The sequence below is a fragment of the Pectobacterium peruviense genome, from assembly GCF_002847345.1.
Lineage (GTDB): Bacteria > Pseudomonadota > Gammaproteobacteria > Enterobacterales > Enterobacteriaceae > Pectobacterium > Pectobacterium peruviense.
In genome coordinates, this window is record NZ_LXFV01000005.1 from 13,840 (window position 1) to 32,184 (window position 18,345).

The window sequence follows — 18,345 nt, forward strand, 5'->3', positions numbered from 1 at the left end:
GATTGAATTGAGCCACGCTGTTTAGTTATCTCAACTGACGCCTAGAAACATCTCAAAAAACAATAAAAAATATCAGTTAAATCAATATATTTATCACAATGATTTCGATGCATTATCTCGAAACACCCGTTCCAAAATGTGGGTTTTTAGCCCTGTTATGTGTGGAACTACTCCACACATAACGACACTACAGGCCACTTACTCAAAAAACCAGCCTAGCTACTGAGCCTACATTTAACTGTATTCACGCAGAAAATCGCTGCGTCCTCGTCTTAAATCTCAGCTTCTAAAAACGCAATAAATGCCCTTACCTTTGAATTCAGTGCCGAACGTTCATTGACACAGGCATAAATATTCATCGGTAAAGACTCTACGTGGTTACCGTTACTGCGGTCTGAGCAGAACAAAGGCGTGAGTTGACAACTGTCTATCAACGGCTGGGCAACAAAGCTTGCCAGACGGGTAACTCCGCCTCCGTTTGCTGCTATTTTTGCAATAATATCAATATCATCACTGATAAATTTAGGGTTGAGCTTCACGTTAACAGGTTGTCCATTAACCATAAATGTCCAGGGAAGAAAACGTCCGTCTGTAGGATAGCGGAAAACCAGGCAGGCGTGCTGGCTGAGTTCTTCGGGAGTCTGAGGGGTGCCCGCACGATCCAGATAAGCCTGGGCCGCGCAGAAGATAAATGGCAGCGATGCGATTTTTCTGGCAATCAACTGATCGTTCAGCTGTGCCTCGATGCGAATGCTGACGTCAACGCCTTCCGACCGATGGTTGACGTTACGATCGGTACTAATCAGTTCGATATCAATATCGGGGAAAGATTCTTTGAAAGCAGGCATCAGTGGAGCGATAACGTACCGACCAAACGCGGCAGTCGTCGCGATGCAAAGCGGACCTTGCAGTTTGGTTTCACTCGCAGCAGCCTGCGAAGCCAGCTCGATATCATGTGGAATATGACGTACTTTCTCGAAATAACGTTTACCGTTTTCGGTTAATGTCATGCTACGAGTGGTGCGCGATATCAGACGCACGCCCACATGTGTCTCAAGCCGTGAAAGGCTCTGGCTTACCGCCGCCGGACTCATACCTTTAGCTCGTGCCGCCGCGGCGATACTGCCGTTCTCCACCACGCGGATAAAATTGCTAATCAGCCCTAACACATCCATATTATCCCCAACGCTTGATTCGTTACTTTTATTTAATAATGATTAAAGCATAGCTGCTCTACTACCATCCTAGTTAGCTTGATAGGTTAGCAACCGTTTCACTAACCGTTGTTAACCAGGATAACTTGATGACTAATGCTGTTGCCAAAAATACCCCGCGATTCCGCTTCCCTAAGCACACTTCACCCTACGTATTTGCTCTTTATATGGCGACCATCATGGCATTTCTGATGTGTCTGGTCATCATTCTGGCCGAATTTGGAATGGGGCCACATTACATGGAAAATGTGATGAATGCTTATCAGGTTGCCATGCCAGCTGCTTTTGTTTGCATACTGATTGTCCGTCCTATTGTTACCCGGTTGGTAGGACTGACCGTTCACGGTCACTGAGTTATTCAATACGCTATTTCGTTCTCCCACAGTAAGGCTTGCGAGTCCGCTCACAGCGCCTCGCCGACTATCAGGCTGAGTCATGCACTAACATAGGTCACTGCCATCATTATTGATGGCAGTGACCTGCTCCCCGTTAATTAACACACCGCGATGTTAGTAATGTCTTCATCAACAACGTGAGGACATCCCCATGAAGAAGCGTTTTTCCGACGAACAGATCATTAGTATCCTCCGCGAGGCTGAAGCCATGTTGGATAAGGAGGCGCTTCAGGTGGCTCTGGGCCGAAAGTTCTGACGACAGACCAGAAGCGGGAAGCCGTGGAAGTCATGTGTGAGGTAACGGATCTGTCGCAACGTCGTGCCGAATGTCTGAATGAGCACTGGTTCAGCGATATCGTTCACGCAAAAAAACCATTAATGACTGGGGGAAGGTCAGGTGACCATGAATAGGTTTATGCATATCTTCGTCTGTAATATGGTAGCCATACATTTGCGCTGTTTCACGCTATGCTCTTTCAATAAAATTCTGGAATCGATCAATACGGTTTTATATATTCTTTCTCGTTCAGTAATTCCGTTTCGAAAAATATACTATTTTTTCTTTAATCACAATTAAGTCTGATAGGCGATAAATTGCATCCATTATTTTATTATCGGGTGTACCCACAATGACTGTTATACCTGCCACACGATTACGGTATCGACGTTGAACAGCCGGACATGGCTCACCCGTAAATGGCTGCCTGACCAGTATTCCTTATGCCATCAATAAAATCGCCACTCAATTCAGATTTTTTTGAAAGTCAGCGTTTCATTCAAAATATACGCAAGACTCTGATCTCCTAAAGAAAATTCAATCTTAGTCGGATTACTTATACTCGCCGTTGGCTTGAGAAGAAGGTTACTATTTGTATTAGGTTTTGGCAGAGAGCTTCCTTGTGTAAGGTTAGTTACCGTTAAATAGTATGAAATTTGTGAGAGATCGAAATAATAGTAGGTATTCGGCGCACCTTGAATTACCAAGGCCGGCGATGTACCCATATATAGAGCAACACTCATCGTCAATGAATTTTGAACGGTAAAGCTGGTGTCTGTCATAATTTCTAATTTATTGTAAAGGCTGCTATTTACATAAGGGGATCCCGAAAAAAAGCCACTACTACTCTTGTATTGAATAGGAAGCCCATTCGTTCCCCCTGCGACACCAGGGTAAACCGCCGTTGGGGACTGTCCGCTGTTGAATTGAACACTGGCATCAATAGGTAGTGAGCTGCTTCCCCAACCTAGTCCAAAGGCATTTTGATCCCATTGAAATAAGTAATTCCCACCATCATTTATCGTCTTCAGTGACCAAACCAGAGAAAATCCGCTGTTATTTGAGGCATCAGACAGGAATATAGCGATATTTTGCTGCGCCCCGCTGCTATTCGTTACGTTTACAGAATAAGTCACGATCGGGCGTCCTCTTTAAAAGTAAATATGAATAAACATTGTGGATAATAGAATAGTTAACGTATTGGTTAACAGACTTAAAATAAATTTTAAATTAACATGGTTAAAGAGGAATACTTAACTCTCAATACAAAATATTGAGGAACCAATCTGCGGTTTACTACAGATTGGTTCTTCATAAACAAAATGCTCTATTTTCTTCCTAAGAAAGCCGCACTATTAGACTGGAATAAATTGCAACGTTTCATTGAGTTTGAACTGCAACGACGTGATGCCAGCCGCGAAGGAGAATTGCGTTGGGCTACTAACAAATGTTCCCGATACAGCAACGCCTTGTTTTGAATCAGTAGTACAAATCCAATAGGTTGGATGTGTATCAAACAAGAAATTCCCATTCGGTTTGCCTTGCATGGCAAATGCCGGTAAAGAGTTCATGTAAACAGCAAGGCTCATCGCTTGTGATTGTGTGACGGTAAATGTTGAGTCGGTACTTACTAACATGCTGCCGCTTGACACGTCTTGGTTGTGGAATGCCAAAGGATCTGTTTTGAACTGACCGCCGGAGTAAGTTACCCCCATCGAGTTGTTTCCACTAGATGCTGTAGGGTTCATGCTTTGGAGCGGCCCACCAGAAGTCCACTTAACGCCCGGCGCCAGGGGCTGTTGAGTTGTACCCCAGTTAAGCGCCCAATCGATTGTCCAATTGTAAGTGTTGGTATTTCCATCATTAACCGTTTGCAGCAACCATACTAAGGGCAAACCTGCAGTGAGGTTAGGGTAAGTCTGATAGATGGCAATGTTTGCTGGAGCACCACTAGCATTTAACACAGAAAGACTATATGAAGACATAAATGTATTTCCTTTAAGTATGTACTCGTCATACTTCAAGTTGCCTGTGCGTTGGCTGCGCGACTCGATACACTTACTACGTATATCTCGCCCCGCTGGGGCCGCTGCAAGCAGCGTTCAAACCTGCCTATGACAGATTTGTCAGTCACCCGAATCACTGACTTGTGTAAGCTCATCGGGATGAAATGGGAGACAGAATGTCTCTCACCAAAGGCCAGCCGCCGGATGGATAAATTCGTTCCTGACGAATTTATCCTTCTCTTGCCGCCTTCCTAAAACTCGAATTATTTAGAGTGTAATTAGCTATGGGAACGGTATTTTTAGAAAATTGACTACGGTACTACGTTCCAGAAAGAACCATTTAATTGTTGCCACTATTCCATATTATGCAAATATATTTTTCATTTAAAAAATAAACACCAGCCTATTTAATAGCAAAATAAACATTTATTTACGCATTAAAAAACACACCGTAAATAATTAATTCAATATATTCATCACGATAACCGCCCAACAAAAAGCCATTAATTAACAAAATATCAGTTAGAATAATTAACACCATGGTGTTTATTTACAACATGCATTTGATTTAACTATATTTAAAATAAATCATAAAAAACTTTTTTAAAAATAACAGACATTGATCATTATCTCATTTAATAAGAGTTTATATTTAACCATTTAAATATAAATAAAGATCTATAAAATCAATTACCACGACATATTGACGGGTAACATTCAAAATTAATTAACGTGAAATTCATATACTTTAAATAATTCGAGTTGCAGGAAGGCGGCAAGAGAGGGAATCCCGATGAGCTTACTCAAGTAAGTGATTCGGGTGAGTGAACGCAGCCAACGCACATGCAGCTTGAAGTATTACGGGTATACTTTAAATAATTCGAGTTTTAGGAAGATGGTGGCGCAGGGAATCCCCAGAAGCTTACATCGGTCAGTGACTGGGATGAGCGAAGCCAATTTGAACGCTGCTCACGAAAGCTCCAGCACCAGCCCGTCATACGCCGCATAGACGTTCTCAGGCAGCAGCGTTTGTGTTTGTAACCAGCGATCCAGTTCGTGGCTGATGTGGGTCAGATACATTTGTTTGGGATTAAGCTGGGTGAAGATCTCCAGCGCACGAGTGACATCGTTGTGATTACGCGGAGGCGTCGTTTGGGGAGGATGGCTGCAATCAACAATTGCATAATCCAGCGTGCGTGATGCAAGAAACTGAGCAGTTTCAGGCGGCAGCCCGACGGTGTCGGTCAGGTAGGCCAGCGTATGCGTCGGCGTCTGGATGAGGTAGCCATAGGTTAATTTGGAATGGATTAGGGGCACTGGCGTGATCCTGATACCGTCCAGTTCGAAGGGCTGGAAAGCCATCAGCGGTTTTTGGAAATGCAGAATTCCAGGGTGCTTGAAGAGGTCGTCGCAACCCACCTCATCTGGTGGGCCAAAGACAGGAATGGGCTCACCGTAGCCCCAGCGAAGGGGAAATAATCCCTGAACATGATCCATATGATAGTGGGTCAGCAAAATATGCCGAGTCTGATAGGGAAGCAGATACGGCGCTAACTCGGGCAATCCGGCATCAATCAGGATGATTCGGTCTTTTGTTGTGATTGCCGCGCTACAGGCACGACGCCGTTTGCTTTCATCGCGTTGCGCCTGCTGGCAAACTTCACATTCACAGCCAAATGCAGGAACCTGCTGCGCACCGCCGGTTCCCAGAAAGTGAAAAACGATCCCGTCACTATTTGCTGCCATCGGTTTTCTCCTGCTATTCGGTACGCTCACCACCTCACCTATTATTCTTCGCGGTGCGCCGCGCAAGCCCTGTCGAATGGCAGCAGCGACTGAAAGGTGGATAAGGTGCGTTGCAGATCGCCGTCGTTATTCAACAAAACACAGTCGCTTTGTAAGCGGTTTTGCTCTTCCTCGGCACGCTGTAAACGTGTGGCAATTTGCTGTTCACTTTCCCGTCCTCTGGCGCGTAGCCGCTGCCGCAGTGCAGATTCAGAGACGGTCAGGCATATCGGAAATAGCATATTGCCATAGCGTTCACGCGCCTGAGTCAGATAAGCTCGCGAGCCGTTAACGATGACGTAGCTCCCCCGCTGTAACCAGTAATCAATCTCTATCCCGATGCCGTAATGGCACTGATGCGCCTGCCAATCGAGTGCGAAAATACCAAGCTGCTGACGGATCGCAAACTCTTCGGGGGTAAGCGCTATGTGGTTCTCTCCTTGAATTTCTGCGGGGCGGGTAATGTACCGATGCGCCACCAGCAGGCGTGGCAGCGGCAGTTGACGGATCGCCCGAAGCAGGCTGTCTTTGCCTGCGCCGGAAGGGCCAATGAGGTAGATGAGTTTTGTCATGATCAGAATACCCGAACACCCTGACGCCACACTCGCATCAGCTTCATTTGCGGCGCTTGCCGTTTGACGAGCAGCAGGTCGGCTCGCCGCCCTTCTTCAATGCAGCCGCGATCGTCAAATTTCAGTGCCTGAGCGGGGTTGCTACTAACCAGAGCAATGGCTCGCGGCAGATCGTAATCATTGCGAGCGTCTTCTGCGATCATGAATGCCGCTTCCAGCAAGCTGGCTGGATAATAGTCCGAAGACAGGATGTGAAGCACGCCAAGCGTAGCCAGATGATGTGCCGATACATTGCCGGAATGCGAGCCGCCGCAGATGACATTCGGTGCCCCCATCAGCACGTCCATTCCAACACCGTGTGCCTGCTGTGCCGCGATCTCGGTGGTGGGAAATTCGGCGATGGCGACACGATGCTGGTGGGACTCGGTGATATGTTCAGGCGTCGCATCGTCATGGCTAGCCAGCGTGATGCCTTTTCCATGGCAAAGGCGAACGATAGCCTCACGGTTCGGCTGCGACCAGCGGCGTGAACCGGCGAGTTGTTCCTCCTCAAACGCAGCCATTTGTTCATCATTGAGGTGATACTTGCCTTTGTAATACTGATGATATTTCTCTTGGGAAGAAAATTGCCGCTGCCCCGGAGAGTGATCCATTAATGACGCAAGCGCGACTAGTGGAATATCCGCCAGCTGTTCAAAGAGGGGAAACGTATCCTGATGCGGCAGCTCACAGCGCAGATGTAGATGGTGGTCAGCCCGATTGGTGCCATGTTGCTGGCTGTGCAGTACCGCATCGGTCATGCGCCGCAGGTTCTCAAGCCGATGCCCACCGTCGCGCACATCCCCGACCGCAACGGCATCCAAAACGGTGGTGATCCCGCTGGAGATAATCAACGCGTCGTGATTGCGCATCGCCGCCTCAGAAGGCCAGTTAACGCCGGGGCGCGGTGTAAAACATTTATCAAGATTATCCGTATGTAACTCGACAAGCCCAGGCAGGAGCCAAGCCTGTTCACCATCCAGCGCACCAGGATGACGACTGGGCCTATCACTGATGCGGTGAATTACGCCGTTGCGCACTTCCAATGAGCCATGAATGATTTCCTGCGAGAGCACCATATTGACGTTATTAATGATCATTTACGTTCTCCTGAGTGCGGGAAATCATTGCCATTGAGTAAAGGCGATCGGCGACGTGTTGGCGAACCTCATCATCATGAAAGATACCGACAACGGCACACCCCTTGCTTTTTGCCTCATCGATGAGCTGTGTGACGGCCAGCCGATTTTTGGCATCCAGCGAGGCCGTCGGTTCGTCTAACAGCAGAATCGGGTAATCACCAATGAATCCGCGAGCAATATTGATGCGCTGCTGTTCACCGCCTGAAAAGGTAGCGGGTGCGAGCGACCAAAGCCGTTCGGGGACGTTCAGATGCGTCAGCAGTTCACCGCCACGAATCTCGCTTTCCTGACGCGACATGCCGCGTTCCAGTAACGGCTGGATGACCACGTTCAATGTGCTAATACGCGGAATGACGCGCAGAAACTGGCTTACCCAGCCCACCGTTTCACGGCGGATTTCCAGTACATGCCGGGCATCCGCGTTGACGATATCGACCCAGCGTTCGCGGTGGCGCACCCAGATATGGCCGCCATCGGGCCGATAGTTGCCGTATAGCGAGCGCAGCAGCGTGGATTTCCCTGTCCCTGAATGCCCATGCAGCGCGACGCATTCACCGCATTTCACGGACAGGCTAATATCGTGGAAAACGGGCAACCGAGTGCCCTGCTGATTATATAATACGAACGTTTTATCAACGTTCTCGATGCGTAATTGCGTATCCATCAAGCGTCCTTTTGTCTGGATTTACAGAATGGAAGAAACGAGCAACTGGGTATAGGGATGGCTCGGATCGTCGAGCACCCTGTCCGTCAATCCCTGCTCGACGACCCGCCCTCGCTGCATCACCAGCAGGCGATGTGACAGCAGACGAGCCACCCCAAGATCGTGGGTCACGATGACGACAGAAAGCTGCATCTCCACCACCAGCGTCCTGAGCAGATCGAGCAACCGCGCCTGAACCGACACATCTAACCCGCCGGTGGGTTCATCCATAAATATCAGCCGCGGTGCGGTGACCAAATTGCGCGCGATCTGAAGGCGTTGCTGCATCCCGCCGGAAAAGGTGGTAGGCAGATCGTCCAGCCGATTTTCGGGCAGTTCGACGTTTGCCATCCATTGCGCTGCCTTACTGCGGATATCGCCGTAGTGCCGATGACCAATAGCCATGAGCCGTTCGCCAATATTACCGCCCGCAGACACGGTCGGGCGTAGCCCTGCCAGCGGGTGCTGCCAGACGATTCCCCATTCGGTTCGCACTAGCGCTCGCCGCTGACGTTCGCTGATGTCATAGATCGAGAGCGCCTGCTGCTCGGCGTTACGATAGATAACCTCACCGTCCTGCGGTGCCAGACGAGCAGAGATCGCGTTCAGCAACGTCGTCTTCCCTGAACCCGATTCGCCAACAATCCCTAACACCTCCCCCGGCCACAGCTGAAACGACACGTCGCGGAAGCCTTTTTCCGGCGCATATAAATGCGTGAGGTGTCGCACATCAAGCAGAGGGCTGTCAGATACGTGATGTTCTGTCGTCATGACGTTTTTCCTCCCTGACTCTGGCGCTGCTGACAATAGTCGGTGTCGGAGCAGACGAACATGCGTGTACCGTCATCATCCATCACCACTTCATCCAGGAAGCTGTCGCGTGCGCCACAAAGCTCACACGGCTTGTCCCACTGCTGTATTGTGAAAGGGTGATCGTCAAAATCGAGGCTTTCCACCACGGTATACGGCGGAACGGCATAGACCCGCTTCTCACGCCCGGCACCAAAAAGTTGCAGCGCGGGCATCATGTCCATCTTCGGGTTATCGAATTTCGGTATGGGTGATGGATCCATCACATAGCGGTGATTCACCTTCACCGGGTAAGCATAAGTCGTGGCGATATGCCCAAAGCGCGCGATGTCTTCATAGAGCTTCACCTGCATCACACCGTATTCTTCCAGCGCATGCATTTTGCACGTCTCGGTTTCACGCGGTTCAATAAAGCGTAGCGGCTCAGGGATCGGCACCTGAAAGATCAAGATCTGATCTTCCTTAAGCGGCGTTTCAGGAATGCGGTGTCGCGTTTGAATCAGCGTCGCTTCGCTGGTTTTTTCCGTGGTAGGCACGTTTGTCACCTTGCGGAAAAAGGTACGGATCGATACCGCATTGGTCGTATCGTCGGAGCCTTGATCGATCACTTTGAGCGTATCGTCCGGCCCGATGATACTGGCGGTGATTTGAATGCCGCCGGTGCCCCAGCCGTAAGGCATTGGCATTTCCCGGCTGCCGAACGGCACCTGATGCCCTGGGATGGCGATCGCTTTCAAGATCGCGCGCCGTATCATGCCCTTCGTGCTTTCATCCAGATAAGCATAGTTGTATTCCGTGTCTGAATCGTCGTATGCCGTTTCTGGCCGGCTACCTTTCTGGCGGGAGATCGTTGTCTGGCCCATCACGCGTTACTCCTTGGCACAGACGCGAGGTATTCCTCACGTAGTCGTTTTAATAGCTCCAGCTCTGACTGGAAATCGACGTAATGCGGAAGCTTCAGGTGCGAGACAAACCCCGCGGCCTCCACATTGTCCGCATGGGAAAGCACAAACTCCTCATCCTGAGCCGGGCCGCGAATTTCCTCTTGATAATCGGCGGCCTGAAGCGCGCGATCGGCTAATGCCACCGTGATGGCCTTACGCTCCGAACGGCCGAATGCCAGCCCGTATCCACGGGTAAAATGCGGCGCGTCGTTGCTGGGTTTAACAAAGCCGTTCACGGTTTCGCATTCAGTAAGCAGGATCTCCCCAATATCGATGGCAAAGCCCACCTCTTCGGCAACAATACTGACGGTGATATATCCCGTGCGGATCTCACTGACAAACGGATGGTTGCGCCCATAGCCACGCTGGGTTGAATACCCGAGTGACAGGAGAAACCCCTCGTCGCCGCGAAACAGCTGCTGGAGACGCGCTGCACGCGTGCCGGGGTAACTTGGTGGAACCATCGTGATGTCTGGCGGATCGCTGTCGTCGTTGATATTCCGTTCAGGGACCAAGTGCTGTTGAGCAAGGAACTGAAACGCATGAGGAATATGCTCACGAGTTCCTTCATCCTCATCAACAACAGCGTCAGGCTGTGGTGCGACAGGATCCTCACCGTCGGCCAATAGAGAGAAATCCAGCAAGCGATGGGTATAGTCGTAGGTCGGGCCCAATAGCTGCCCGCCCGGTAAATCTTTGAAAATGGCCGAAACGCGGCGCTCAAGACGCATATCAGGCGTATTAAGCGGCTGACTGATTCCCCAGCGTGGCAGCGTGGAACGGTAGGCTCGTAAGAGAAAGATACTTTCTACCAGATCGCCACTGGCCTGCTTGATGGCTAGCGCGGCGAGTTGGCGGTCGTAAATATTGCCTTCGGTCATGACGCGATCGACGGCTAAATTCAACTGCTGTTCTATTTGTGAACAGTCTAATTCTGGAATATCCGTGCACCCGCGGCGGCGACAGGACTGTAGCTGGTGAGCGGCCTCAATGGCCTTTTCCCCACCTTTGACGGCAACGTACATTAGCATTCCTCCACGTGGGTACTTCTGGGGATCGCAAAGAGCTTTTTCCCAGAGGTAAAGAGAAAATCCAATCCTGTAGGGAAAGCATGAGGGCGGTTGCACAGATAGTTCCTGACACTACCGGGCAAACGGGGAGAGATAATGCGGTGTGTCTTGATGCCCGGCCCGGTCAGTTTTAAACAAGGCCCGTCATGCATTCCTTCCACTTCGACAATAACGGTGGTGGATTTTTCTGGTTCAACTTCGCTGCCGCAGGAGAGCGCCATTAGATCATAAGAAAAAGGGTTGCCGCTCAGCAGCACAAAGTAGGCCTCTTCCAGCGTCGTGGCGATCGGCACGTTCGTATGCAGGCAAAGCGTGCGCAGCAGCAGCGGGTTACCAATCCGAGGATCGATAAACAGCGGCGTAGTGTGGCTGGTCAGCGTAAGCAGCGTGGCCGCCGTGGCAGACGATATCGATTCCAGACCGGAAACATTCGGCACCGTCACCAGAGAGCCAGGCTCGCTCATTGCCTTCACGATTTTACGAAAGCAGAGCTGTGTGCCAAATACAGGGTGGGCGAAGCCCGTCATCGTTGTCATGACAAATCATTCCCCCCTGACCAAAGTAAAGAAATTTACCCGGCTAGCAGCCACTTCATGCTGTTGCTGTTCCCGGTGCGCACATTGCTGGTCTGCTAATGGCGTGATGATGCGCTCCCAGATTTCATGGAAATAGGATCGGGTTTGCAAGAGCGCATCGATCCAGGCGCAAAGCTCAGCATGCGGTTTGTTTCTGCCCGCGATATAGCTGTAGCCACACGTTCCGTCTTCCAGCTGTACCGCCGCACGGGTCACCGTCATGTCGCCCACAATAAAGCGCGGGCCATCAACCTCCATTCTTCCCTGTAGCTGGATCAAACCAATCTGTGTCGGGCGTAATAGCTGGTAACTCGTTGGGAAACTCAACGTTCCCCAGTGTTCTTCCAGCTCGGCAGGATCGCTGTGAGCAAGAATGGACATCCAGCGTTGTCGCTGTGTTAACTCTGACATCTACTCCCTCCCCGCAGACAAAGTGCGTGAGAGATAAGAAAAGCAGGCAGTTTGATCCTGAGGCTCAGCCGAGAGATCCGCCGTATTTTGATAGCACTGACGCGCCGTATCGAAGAATTCGCTTTGGATCTCGGCGCGTTGGAAAAGCGTATGCGCCAGATCGAGATCTTTCAGTCGGATGGATAAAGGGACAGACACAGCTTCACGCGGGTTCAGATAGCGATCTAACATGACGTCCATATAGGTCGAACGGCCGCGCCCCAGCGTTAACGCGTCTGCCAGTACATCGGGGGCGATGCCGTGGCCTTCCGCCACCAATAGCGCTTCCGCTGCCACCAGCAGATGCACCGCCTCACAATAGTTATTAATCACCTTCATGGTCTGTGCACTGTAGTTACTCGCCATCAGCACATAGCGATCCGACAGGCTGGTGACGACACCGTTAACCGCGCTGGCAAAATCATCCACACACGGCCCCACCCAGGCGGCAAGCTTGCCCTGTCGCGCGCCCTCCGGCCCGCCCGACACCGGGCATTCCACATAATGTGCACCGTGCTGATGAAAAAAAGCCTCCATCCAGCGGCTTTCTTCCGGCCCTATCGTACTGATATTGATTAACAAAGGGCGATAGCGGGTCAGTTTCTGTGTGACCTCCTCCGACTGAAAAACGTCACGTATCGCCTCCGCATCCTTCAGGCAGATCAGCACAACTTGTTTTTCCTGCGTGAACAGCTGGTGCAGTTCAGAGACGGCTTGAGCGCCTTCGGCAGCAACCTCGCTCGCTTTACTGTGAGTCCGGTTGAACACGCTGAGCGAGAACTGACGCTGTAATAGTCTGAGCGAGATAGCTTTTCCTAATACACCAACGCCAACTAAAGAAACAGAATGGGTCATATCGGCAATCCTTGTCGCTAAGGGGTGGCAATACTCAGGGTATTGCCGCTCATCAAGAGGCCTGAGGGGTTGTATTAAGAAACTGCATAAACGCATCGCGATTTTCGGCAGGAGACGTCGCCGGCCGCCCCAGATCGCTGCGATGACCTACGCGGCATTGCACCTCAATGAATTGACTACTTTGCGCCCGCAAAGCCTGTTGCAGCGCGGCCTGTAAGGCTTCTTCCGTCTCGGCGTAGTAGGTTTTTCCATAACCGCTGGCGGCAGCGATGGGTGCCAGCGGTAAGTGGGACGCCGCCGTGGGCTGCCCTCCCACAGAATCATGAGCACCATTGTTGATGACGATGTGTATCAGGTTGCTTGCCTGGGCGGTGTTCGTCAGGCCGCCCATGTGCATCAATAGCGCTCCATCTCCATCCAGACAGACCACTTTCCGCTGCGGCTGCGCATCACACAGGCCCAGTGCGATTTGGCTGGCGAGACCCATGCCACCGACGGTTAGAAAATCCCTCTGATGTCCTTCACCACGCTGTTCGCGTAGTTCATAGAGTTCACGGGATAACATGCCCGTAGTACTCACAATCGGGATCGTGAATGGCAGCGCTTTCAGGCATGCGTCAACGATAGCTTCTCGCCGCATCAACGCTGGCTCAGTTGCTGGGTTGGCAGGTACTACTGGCGAGGAAAAGGTATTTTTTCTCACCACCAGTGCCACAGGACGGTGTTCATCATGCGCACGCTGGAGCAAAGCCTGAATGTCATCCCACGGGGGTGGGTTATGGCTATCCAGCACAATATGCGGAACATCAAGCACATTAAGTTGAGGTAACGTGACTCGCCCCTGCATAACATGCTGAGGCTCGTCGTGCTGCTGCTTACCGCTGTCATCAACTTCGCCACGCCAGCCGATAATCAGTAACAGCGGAATACCATAAACATCCGGCGTAGCCAGAGAACAGAGAGGGTTAATCGCATTGCCTAACCCCGAATTTTGCATATAGACCACGGGCAGCGTTCGAGTAGACAGATAATGCCCAATCGCCATACCCACCGCGCAACCTTCATTACTCGCGATACGGTGTGAAAGCCCACCGTTATTACTTCCAATTGCCAAACAGAATGCTTTTAATAATGAGTCAGGGACGCCACTAAAAAAATGCACGCCGCGCTGAGCAAGAAATTCGATGAGCTTATTAGGGTCAATCACAATAAACCTCCCCTTCGCATCATGCTGTATTTAACAGCAATGATGACGCCTTAATTTTTCATTATGTGATACAGATAATTAGAGGTGACATAACATTTTCTTATCAAGAAGAACGACCATCTTATAGCGCCAAATAATAGCGTTATAAAATGATCATACTGACACCCCAATATATTGCGTTAGCGCGTTCCGGGTATAAGGTCCAGAATATCTTTTATCGACATACATTTATCCTCAACTTCCAGCGTCCGACCATGCTTGAGGATTTCTGGCAAAATGGATTTCATTGCAGGATAAGCCGCACGTAACATATGGTTTGCATAAATCACGATATTGAATCCACCATCAATCAGCTGATCGAAAGTAATATCGTTAAAACTGGTGGGAACGCAAACCAAAGGTAAATGTGGGTAATGAACGCGGAATTGTTTGGCGAAAGTTAAAATTTCGCCAGGGTTCTTATGTCGACTGTGGATCATAATCCCATCAGCACCGGCATCAGCATAATGCAGCGCACGGTTGATCGCATCCTCCATACCGACGTCCAGAATCAGGCTTTCAATACGGGCAATCAGCATAAACTCGGGCGTCAACTGCGCTTTTTTGGCGGTCGTAATTTTTTCGCAAAAGTCCTCAACGGAAGCCTGCGTTTGCTTTACATCATTACCAAATAAAGAGTTCTTCTTCAGACCGGTTTTATCTTCGATAATCATGGCAGAAATACCCAGATTTTCGGCAGCACGAATACGGTGGGCCAAATGCTCAGTTTGCCCGCCAGTATCGCCGTCAAAAATTAATGGGCGACTGGTAACATCAAATATTTCCGTAATTGCATGGAAACGATGGCTGATATCGACCAACTCCGTATCGGGTTTTCCCCGCAAAGTAGAATCGGTGAGTGAACTAGACCAAAATGCATCAAATTGATAATGAATATCGCCATCTTCATAAGCGGCTTGTTCAATTAATAAAGCAGAAAGCGGACTGTGAGCCTCCATCACACGAATGCCTTTTTGCTGCTGTAATAATTCACGGAGTGCGCTGCGGCGCGAACCTGGCGTGCACCCCTTATATGAATCCGTCGGGGTATGATTAGATAAAATAACAGACATGGTTATCTCCTATGTACCATAGAGTTGGGGGTATACTTTCCCTAGTAAACCAAGCGCAACAATCACAAGAACACGCAACGTTATATTTATTTAAATTAAATATACCAACAGGGTGATTCTATTCCTTGAAAACAACACTTCAATAGGGGTAAAAATTTTTTGTTTATTTTTTAATTTCACCTACCTTATTGAAATGGAATCAATTTGAACTAGATCAAAATTAATAAAACAGGATATTAATTAACGCACATACCTTTATTCATGTTAAAAAACTAAAAAAATAGCAATCTTTAGTTTTTTACTTCAACACCTATTCTTATCGATGGGGTAGAGAGAGGAAATACTATTCTTATGTGTATTCACCGTTGAGTATATTATTCGCGGGTAAATAATGATCATGAAAATGTAGGAGAGAGTTATAAACTCTCATGGTTTTATGACAATCCGATTTCTGTTTCACGATAGCGGTTTAACATGCCCCCTCAGATATGCCTCTTCTCCCTTCCCGCCATCACACCGTTTTAAAAGATTATTTACATTTATGTAAATATCGATGTCTACGTAACGATTTATTGGTATAACAATATTCATTATCAATGAGATACAGCACGACATCTCTCCGAAATCCTGCCTGCGCATAGTGCTGATAAAGCGTGATGTTGTCGGCGTAATGACTCAACAACGGCCTAAGAATTTACTCTATGACATCAATCTCTGAATCACTCACCGTATTGATTAATCGCCGCGCGCAGCTGCGCGAGATGTTCGCGACGCATCAATTCGATGCACTCGATAGCCTGCTGGAACAAGAGCACCATATTTGGCTGGATGGCCCGAATCTGCCTTATACCTATAACTGGAATATCAATTCGATCTTTGACCCAGCAGTGTCTCATACCGACATTTTGTCGCACTTGCAGGCCTGGGTTGCCGCACGTCCTGAGAGCTACCACGCCCACCACCTCACCGGACAGTACTGGGAAAATGCGGCAGCACGGATTCGTACCTCGAATGGTGGGGAATATGTAGAAGACGATCGCTGGATGGGGGCCGAACTGGCTCGCGACCTGGGCGTCGCGGCCTACCTGCGCGCCAGCGCGTTACATCAGCGACCTGCCCTGACCTTTTCGCGCCTGTTTCGTTTGACCTGCTATTTAGGTGAACCACAGTGGCTAGGCGTATTACTGCAAGGCGGTAAACCTCTGACCTACACGCAGCGTCAGACGCAGGTTGAACCCGAGCTTTGGGAAGCGGGTCTACAGCACTTGCGTAATGAAGGTGCACAAGTGCTTGTTGAGCTTCCTGTTGCTCTGCCTACTCCGCTGCCAGCCAGAGAGGAGCACGAATGGGAAGAGCCCATGCACTACTGGCTGCGGGTCACCTTAGCCGCTCGCCCACAGGACTTATCCATTCGTAACGAGTGCGTTTACTTCCTGTACCCACGCTGGGGCGGTAGTCATGAAATAATGACTGAATTTATTGATGGGCCGCTGTGTGAAGCGCTGACAGAGCCAGAACGTAACAGCCTGCGTGTTACGCAGTGTTGGGACTATATTGGCTATAACGGGCTACTGCCCGATGCTCAGGACACAGAAAGCGTGGCGTACTGCCGAAGAACCTTCGACTGGTTGCTGACGCTTGAACTTGATGTCGATGTTCGGGCTAGAGTTCTACGTAAATACGCCAGCTTCCTCAGCACGTATGCGAGAACCGAAGAAGGTAACGAGATCCACTGGAATAAGGCCGATATGCAGAAGGCTTATGACCTAATGGTTGAAGCCTGGCAGGTTGATCTTCCTGAATCACACCCTGATGAGGGTGCGCTCGATACCTTAATCAGCTGTGTGAATTTTGCCGGTATCGAAGACAGCTTCAATTTGATGCCAAAATTTCTGGAACGCTGTCAGGCGTGGGCAGATTCGGCGTATGAAACCACTATCGCCGCGCTCGCCAGCAAATTTGGTTTCTATGGCATCGCTCAAGGCCAATTCGATAGCGATGCCTTGCTTGCGCGTTGCAGCACTCTCGAATCCGATGTCAATTTTGGCCAAGCCGCCGCTAACCTGTTTGAGTCGGTTTCCGAAGAAGCAGGGGTCTTCCTGCTACACGAGGCCGCGAGTTGGGGAGAAGTCTCCTCAATGGCGTCACTCGGTGACCTCTATTCAGGCCATCTATCACGCATGCACGGCCGGGATCCTTCACCTTATGAAGATCACGAAAAATCACGCTATTGGAAGGGTGTGTCGGCGGAGAAAGGCCATGTCATTAGCATGTACAACGTGGCCTACAATCTGATTAATGAAAATGACACGCTGACGCCGGAACAATATGAGCGTGCAAGCACACTGTTGTTCAGCGTACTGCGTAGCCCTAATCTGGGAAAAACCGTCTGGCAACGCTCGGCAAGAGAACTGAGCACACTTTTGTTGTTTAGCAATATCCCTGAAGATCAGGCGCTCTGTGTTGATAACGTACTGCCGGTGTTATGGGACGACGACGACGATGCCAACCGCGACTATGCGGCAGGTTACTACGCGTATGCTTTCCGTAACGGTGCAGGCGTAGCCCAAAATAGCTATCTGGCGAAAGTGTGGATCGATCGCGCGCTGGAAATCAGCCCTGATAGCCAATACAACCACGATCGGGCGAACGAAATCTATCAACGCGGCGGTATGCTGGGTGGCGTCCGGGCGAAGATGGCCTTCAACCGCGATAAAGCGAAAATAGATGCGCGTGGACGTGCAATCACGTTTGGTGATGACGCCCATCAGGAACACCAGTAGGCTTTCCCCATCGTGCTGTCTCTTCGTCATATTTTATGCGAATGCGGAGACAGTTTCGTGCGCCACAATACCGTCATTTTCATGCTACCTCGTAGCACGCGCCCGACACAGGGCGGCTCAGCGCCGTCGCCCTGTGAACCCTGGCTTTTGGCTAAATTATGTCGCTGCGCGATGCCTTCGTCGGCATCAGGCTTAACGGACCGCTTGCGACACGTTCCCGACGTGGCGCAAGCTTTCGCCGCGTCCCTGCGGCTCATCCTAAGCCTGCTATCTCCTCAGCATAATTTCTTACGCCGGATAACGGCCAACTCCGATTTCACTCCCTAATTATTTGTGTATTCGGAAACCTCCCATCGCGGAGAAATCACCGCATCATGTCATTGGCCAGCGATGCTGCCCTTTATCA

General features: G+C 50.0%; 17 protein-coding genes and 1 pseudogene. 3 read left to right on the plus strand and 15 right to left on the minus strand.

The window, feature by feature from the left end:
• Positions 1–272 precede the first annotated feature (272 nt).
• The gene (locus tag A0G03_RS04245; protein WP_048258538.1) at positions 273–1,175 is read right to left on the minus strand and encodes a LysR family transcriptional regulator; all 903 of its coding nucleotides are present in this window, start codon (positions 1,173–1,175) and stop codon (positions 273–275) included.
• Between the two features lie 128 nt (positions 1,176–1,303).
• On the opposite strand from A0G03_RS04245, the gene A0G03_RS04250 reads away from it, so the two are divergent.
• The gene (locus A0G03_RS04250; protein ID WP_010286385.1) at positions 1,304–1,567 is read left to right on the plus strand and encodes a DUF2798 domain-containing protein; all 264 of its coding nucleotides are present in this window, start codon (positions 1,304–1,306) and stop codon (positions 1,565–1,567) included.
• 193 nt (positions 1,568–1,760) lie between these two features.
• Positions 1,761–1,933, plus strand: a pseudogene (locus tag A0G03_RS04255) (IS3 family transposase); the annotation flags it as partial.
• A gap of 423 nt (positions 1,934–2,356) precedes the next feature.
• On the opposite strand, the gene A0G03_RS04260 reads toward A0G03_RS04255, so the two are convergent.
• From A0G03_RS04260 to aepX, 14 genes are all read right to left on the minus strand, one after another.
• Positions 2,357–3,022 (minus strand): hypothetical protein, encoded by a 666-nt coding sequence (locus A0G03_RS04260; RefSeq protein WP_048258537.1) that lies wholly within the window; start codon positions 3,020–3,022, stop codon positions 2,357–2,359.
• A 219-nt stretch (positions 3,023–3,241) separates the two neighbouring features.
• Entirely contained in the window at positions 3,242–3,871 is a 630-nt protein-coding gene (locus A0G03_RS04265) for a hypothetical protein (protein WP_048258536.1), read from the minus strand.
• A gap of 990 nt (positions 3,872–4,861) precedes the next feature.
• Positions 4,862–5,638: a phosphonate metabolism protein PhnP gene (phnP, locus tag A0G03_RS04270; RefSeq protein WP_048258535.1), complete on the minus strand. Its 777-nt coding sequence runs from the start codon at positions 5,636–5,638 to the stop codon at positions 4,862–4,864.
• A 41-nt stretch (positions 5,639–5,679) separates the two neighbouring features.
• Positions 5,680–6,249 (minus strand): ribose 1,5-bisphosphokinase, encoded by a 570-nt coding sequence (gene phnN, locus A0G03_RS04275; RefSeq protein ID WP_048258534.1) that lies wholly within the window; start codon positions 6,247–6,249, stop codon positions 5,680–5,682.
• Between the two features lie 2 nt (positions 6,250–6,251).
• Positions 6,252–7,388 carry an alpha-D-ribose 1-methylphosphonate 5-triphosphate diphosphatase gene (phnM, locus tag A0G03_RS04280; RefSeq protein WP_048258533.1) on the minus strand — a complete coding sequence of 379 codons (1,137 nt, stop codon included), beginning with the start codon at positions 7,386–7,388 and terminating at the stop codon, positions 6,252–6,254.
• Positions 7,378–8,094, minus strand: coding sequence for a phosphonate C-P lyase system protein PhnL (phnL, locus tag A0G03_RS04285; protein ID WP_048258532.1), 717 nt, complete (start codon positions 8,092–8,094; stop codon positions 7,378–7,380). Before phnL ends, phnM begins: the two co-directional genes overlap by 11 nt.
• Positions 8,095–8,115: 21 nt before the next feature.
• Complete coding sequence (phnK, locus tag A0G03_RS04290) at positions 8,116–8,904, minus strand: phosphonate C-P lyase system protein PhnK (protein ID WP_048258531.1); 789 nt, start codon at positions 8,902–8,904, stop codon at positions 8,116–8,118.
• Complete coding sequence (locus A0G03_RS04295; RefSeq protein WP_048258568.1) at positions 8,901–9,698, minus strand: alpha-D-ribose 1-methylphosphonate 5-phosphate C-P-lyase PhnJ; 798 nt, start codon at positions 9,696–9,698, stop codon at positions 8,901–8,903. The genes phnK and A0G03_RS04295 overlap by 4 nt, the downstream gene beginning before the upstream one ends.
• Before the next feature lie 107 nt (positions 9,699–9,805).
• Entirely contained in the window at positions 9,806–10,912 is a 1,107-nt protein-coding gene (locus tag A0G03_RS04300; RefSeq protein WP_048258530.1) for a carbon-phosphorus lyase complex subunit, read from the minus strand.
• Positions 10,912–11,493, minus strand: a complete 582-nt coding sequence (phnH, locus tag A0G03_RS04305; protein ID WP_048258529.1) for a phosphonate C-P lyase system protein PhnH — start codon at positions 11,491–11,493, stop codon at positions 10,912–10,914. The genes A0G03_RS04300 and phnH overlap by 1 nt, the downstream gene beginning before the upstream one ends.
• Positions 11,494–11,499: 6 nt before the next feature.
• The gene (phnG, locus tag A0G03_RS04310; protein WP_048258528.1) at positions 11,500–11,943 is read right to left on the minus strand and encodes a phosphonate C-P lyase system protein PhnG; all 444 of its coding nucleotides are present in this window, start codon (positions 11,941–11,943) and stop codon (positions 11,500–11,502) included.
• Positions 11,944–12,837 (minus strand): NAD(P)-dependent oxidoreductase, encoded by an 894-nt coding sequence (locus tag A0G03_RS04315; protein ID WP_048258527.1) that lies wholly within the window; start codon positions 12,835–12,837, stop codon positions 11,944–11,946.
• Positions 12,838–12,889: 52 nt separating this feature from the next.
• On the minus strand, positions 12,890–14,044 hold the full coding sequence (gene aepY / locus A0G03_RS04320; protein ID WP_048258526.1) for a phosphonopyruvate decarboxylase: 1,155 nt from the start codon (positions 14,042–14,044) through the stop codon (positions 12,890–12,892).
• Between the two features lie 179 nt (positions 14,045–14,223).
• Entirely contained in the window at positions 14,224–15,156 is a 933-nt protein-coding gene (aepX, locus tag A0G03_RS04325; protein ID WP_048258525.1) for a phosphoenolpyruvate mutase, read from the minus strand.
• Positions 15,157–15,857: 701 nt separating this feature from the next.
• Between aepX and A0G03_RS04330 the strand changes: the two genes are divergently transcribed.
• Positions 15,858–17,939 (plus strand): DUF4034 domain-containing protein, encoded by a 2,082-nt coding sequence (locus A0G03_RS04330; RefSeq protein ID WP_048258524.1) that lies wholly within the window; start codon positions 15,858–15,860, stop codon positions 17,937–17,939.
• Positions 17,940–18,345 lie beyond the last annotated feature (406 nt).

Coding starts and splice junctions, on each gene's coding strand:
- A0G03_RS04245 (WP_048258538.1), bottom strand. CDS start 1,175: ATGGATGTGTTAGGGCTGATTAGCAATTTTATCCGCGTGGTGGAGAAC.
- A0G03_RS04250 (WP_010286385.1), top strand. CDS start 1,304: ATGACTAATGCTGTTGCCAAAAATACCCCGCGATTCCGCTTCCCTAAG.
- A0G03_RS04265 (WP_048258536.1), bottom strand. CDS start 3,871: ATGTCTTCATATAGTCTTTCTGTGTTAAATGCTAGTGGTGCTCCAGCA.
- phnP (WP_048258535.1), bottom strand. CDS start 5,638: ATGGCAGCAAATAGTGACGGGATCGTTTTTCACTTTCTGGGAACCGGC.
- phnN (WP_048258534.1), bottom strand. CDS start 6,249: ATGACAAAACTCATCTACCTCATTGGCCCTTCCGGCGCAGGCAAAGAC.
- phnM (WP_048258533.1), bottom strand. CDS start 7,388: ATGATCATTAATAACGTCAATATGGTGCTCTCGCAGGAAATCATTCAT.
- phnL (WP_048258532.1), bottom strand. CDS start 8,094: ATGGATACGCAATTACGCATCGAGAACGTTGATAAAACGTTCGTATTA.
- phnK (WP_048258531.1), bottom strand. CDS start 8,904: ATGACGACAGAACATCACGTATCTGACAGCCCTCTGCTTGATGTGCGA.
- A0G03_RS04295 (WP_048258568.1), bottom strand. CDS start 9,698: ATGATACGGCGCGCGATCTTGAAAGCGATCGCCATCCCAGGGCATCAG.
- A0G03_RS04300 (WP_048258530.1), bottom strand. CDS start 10,912: ATGTACGTTGCCGTCAAAGGTGGGGAAAAGGCCATTGAGGCCGCTCAC.
- phnH (WP_048258529.1), bottom strand. CDS start 11,493: ATGACAACGATGACGGGCTTCGCCCACCCTGTATTTGGCACACAGCTC.
- phnG (WP_048258528.1), bottom strand. CDS start 11,943: ATGTCAGAGTTAACACAGCGACAACGCTGGATGTCCATTCTTGCTCAC.
- A0G03_RS04315 (WP_048258527.1), bottom strand. CDS start 12,837: ATGACCCATTCTGTTTCTTTAGTTGGCGTTGGTGTATTAGGAAAAGCT.
- aepX (WP_048258525.1), bottom strand. CDS start 15,156: ATGTCTGTTATTTTATCTAATCATACCCCGACGGATTCATATAAGGGG.
- A0G03_RS04330 (WP_048258524.1), top strand. CDS start 15,858: ATGACATCAATCTCTGAATCACTCACCGTATTGATTAATCGCCGCGCG.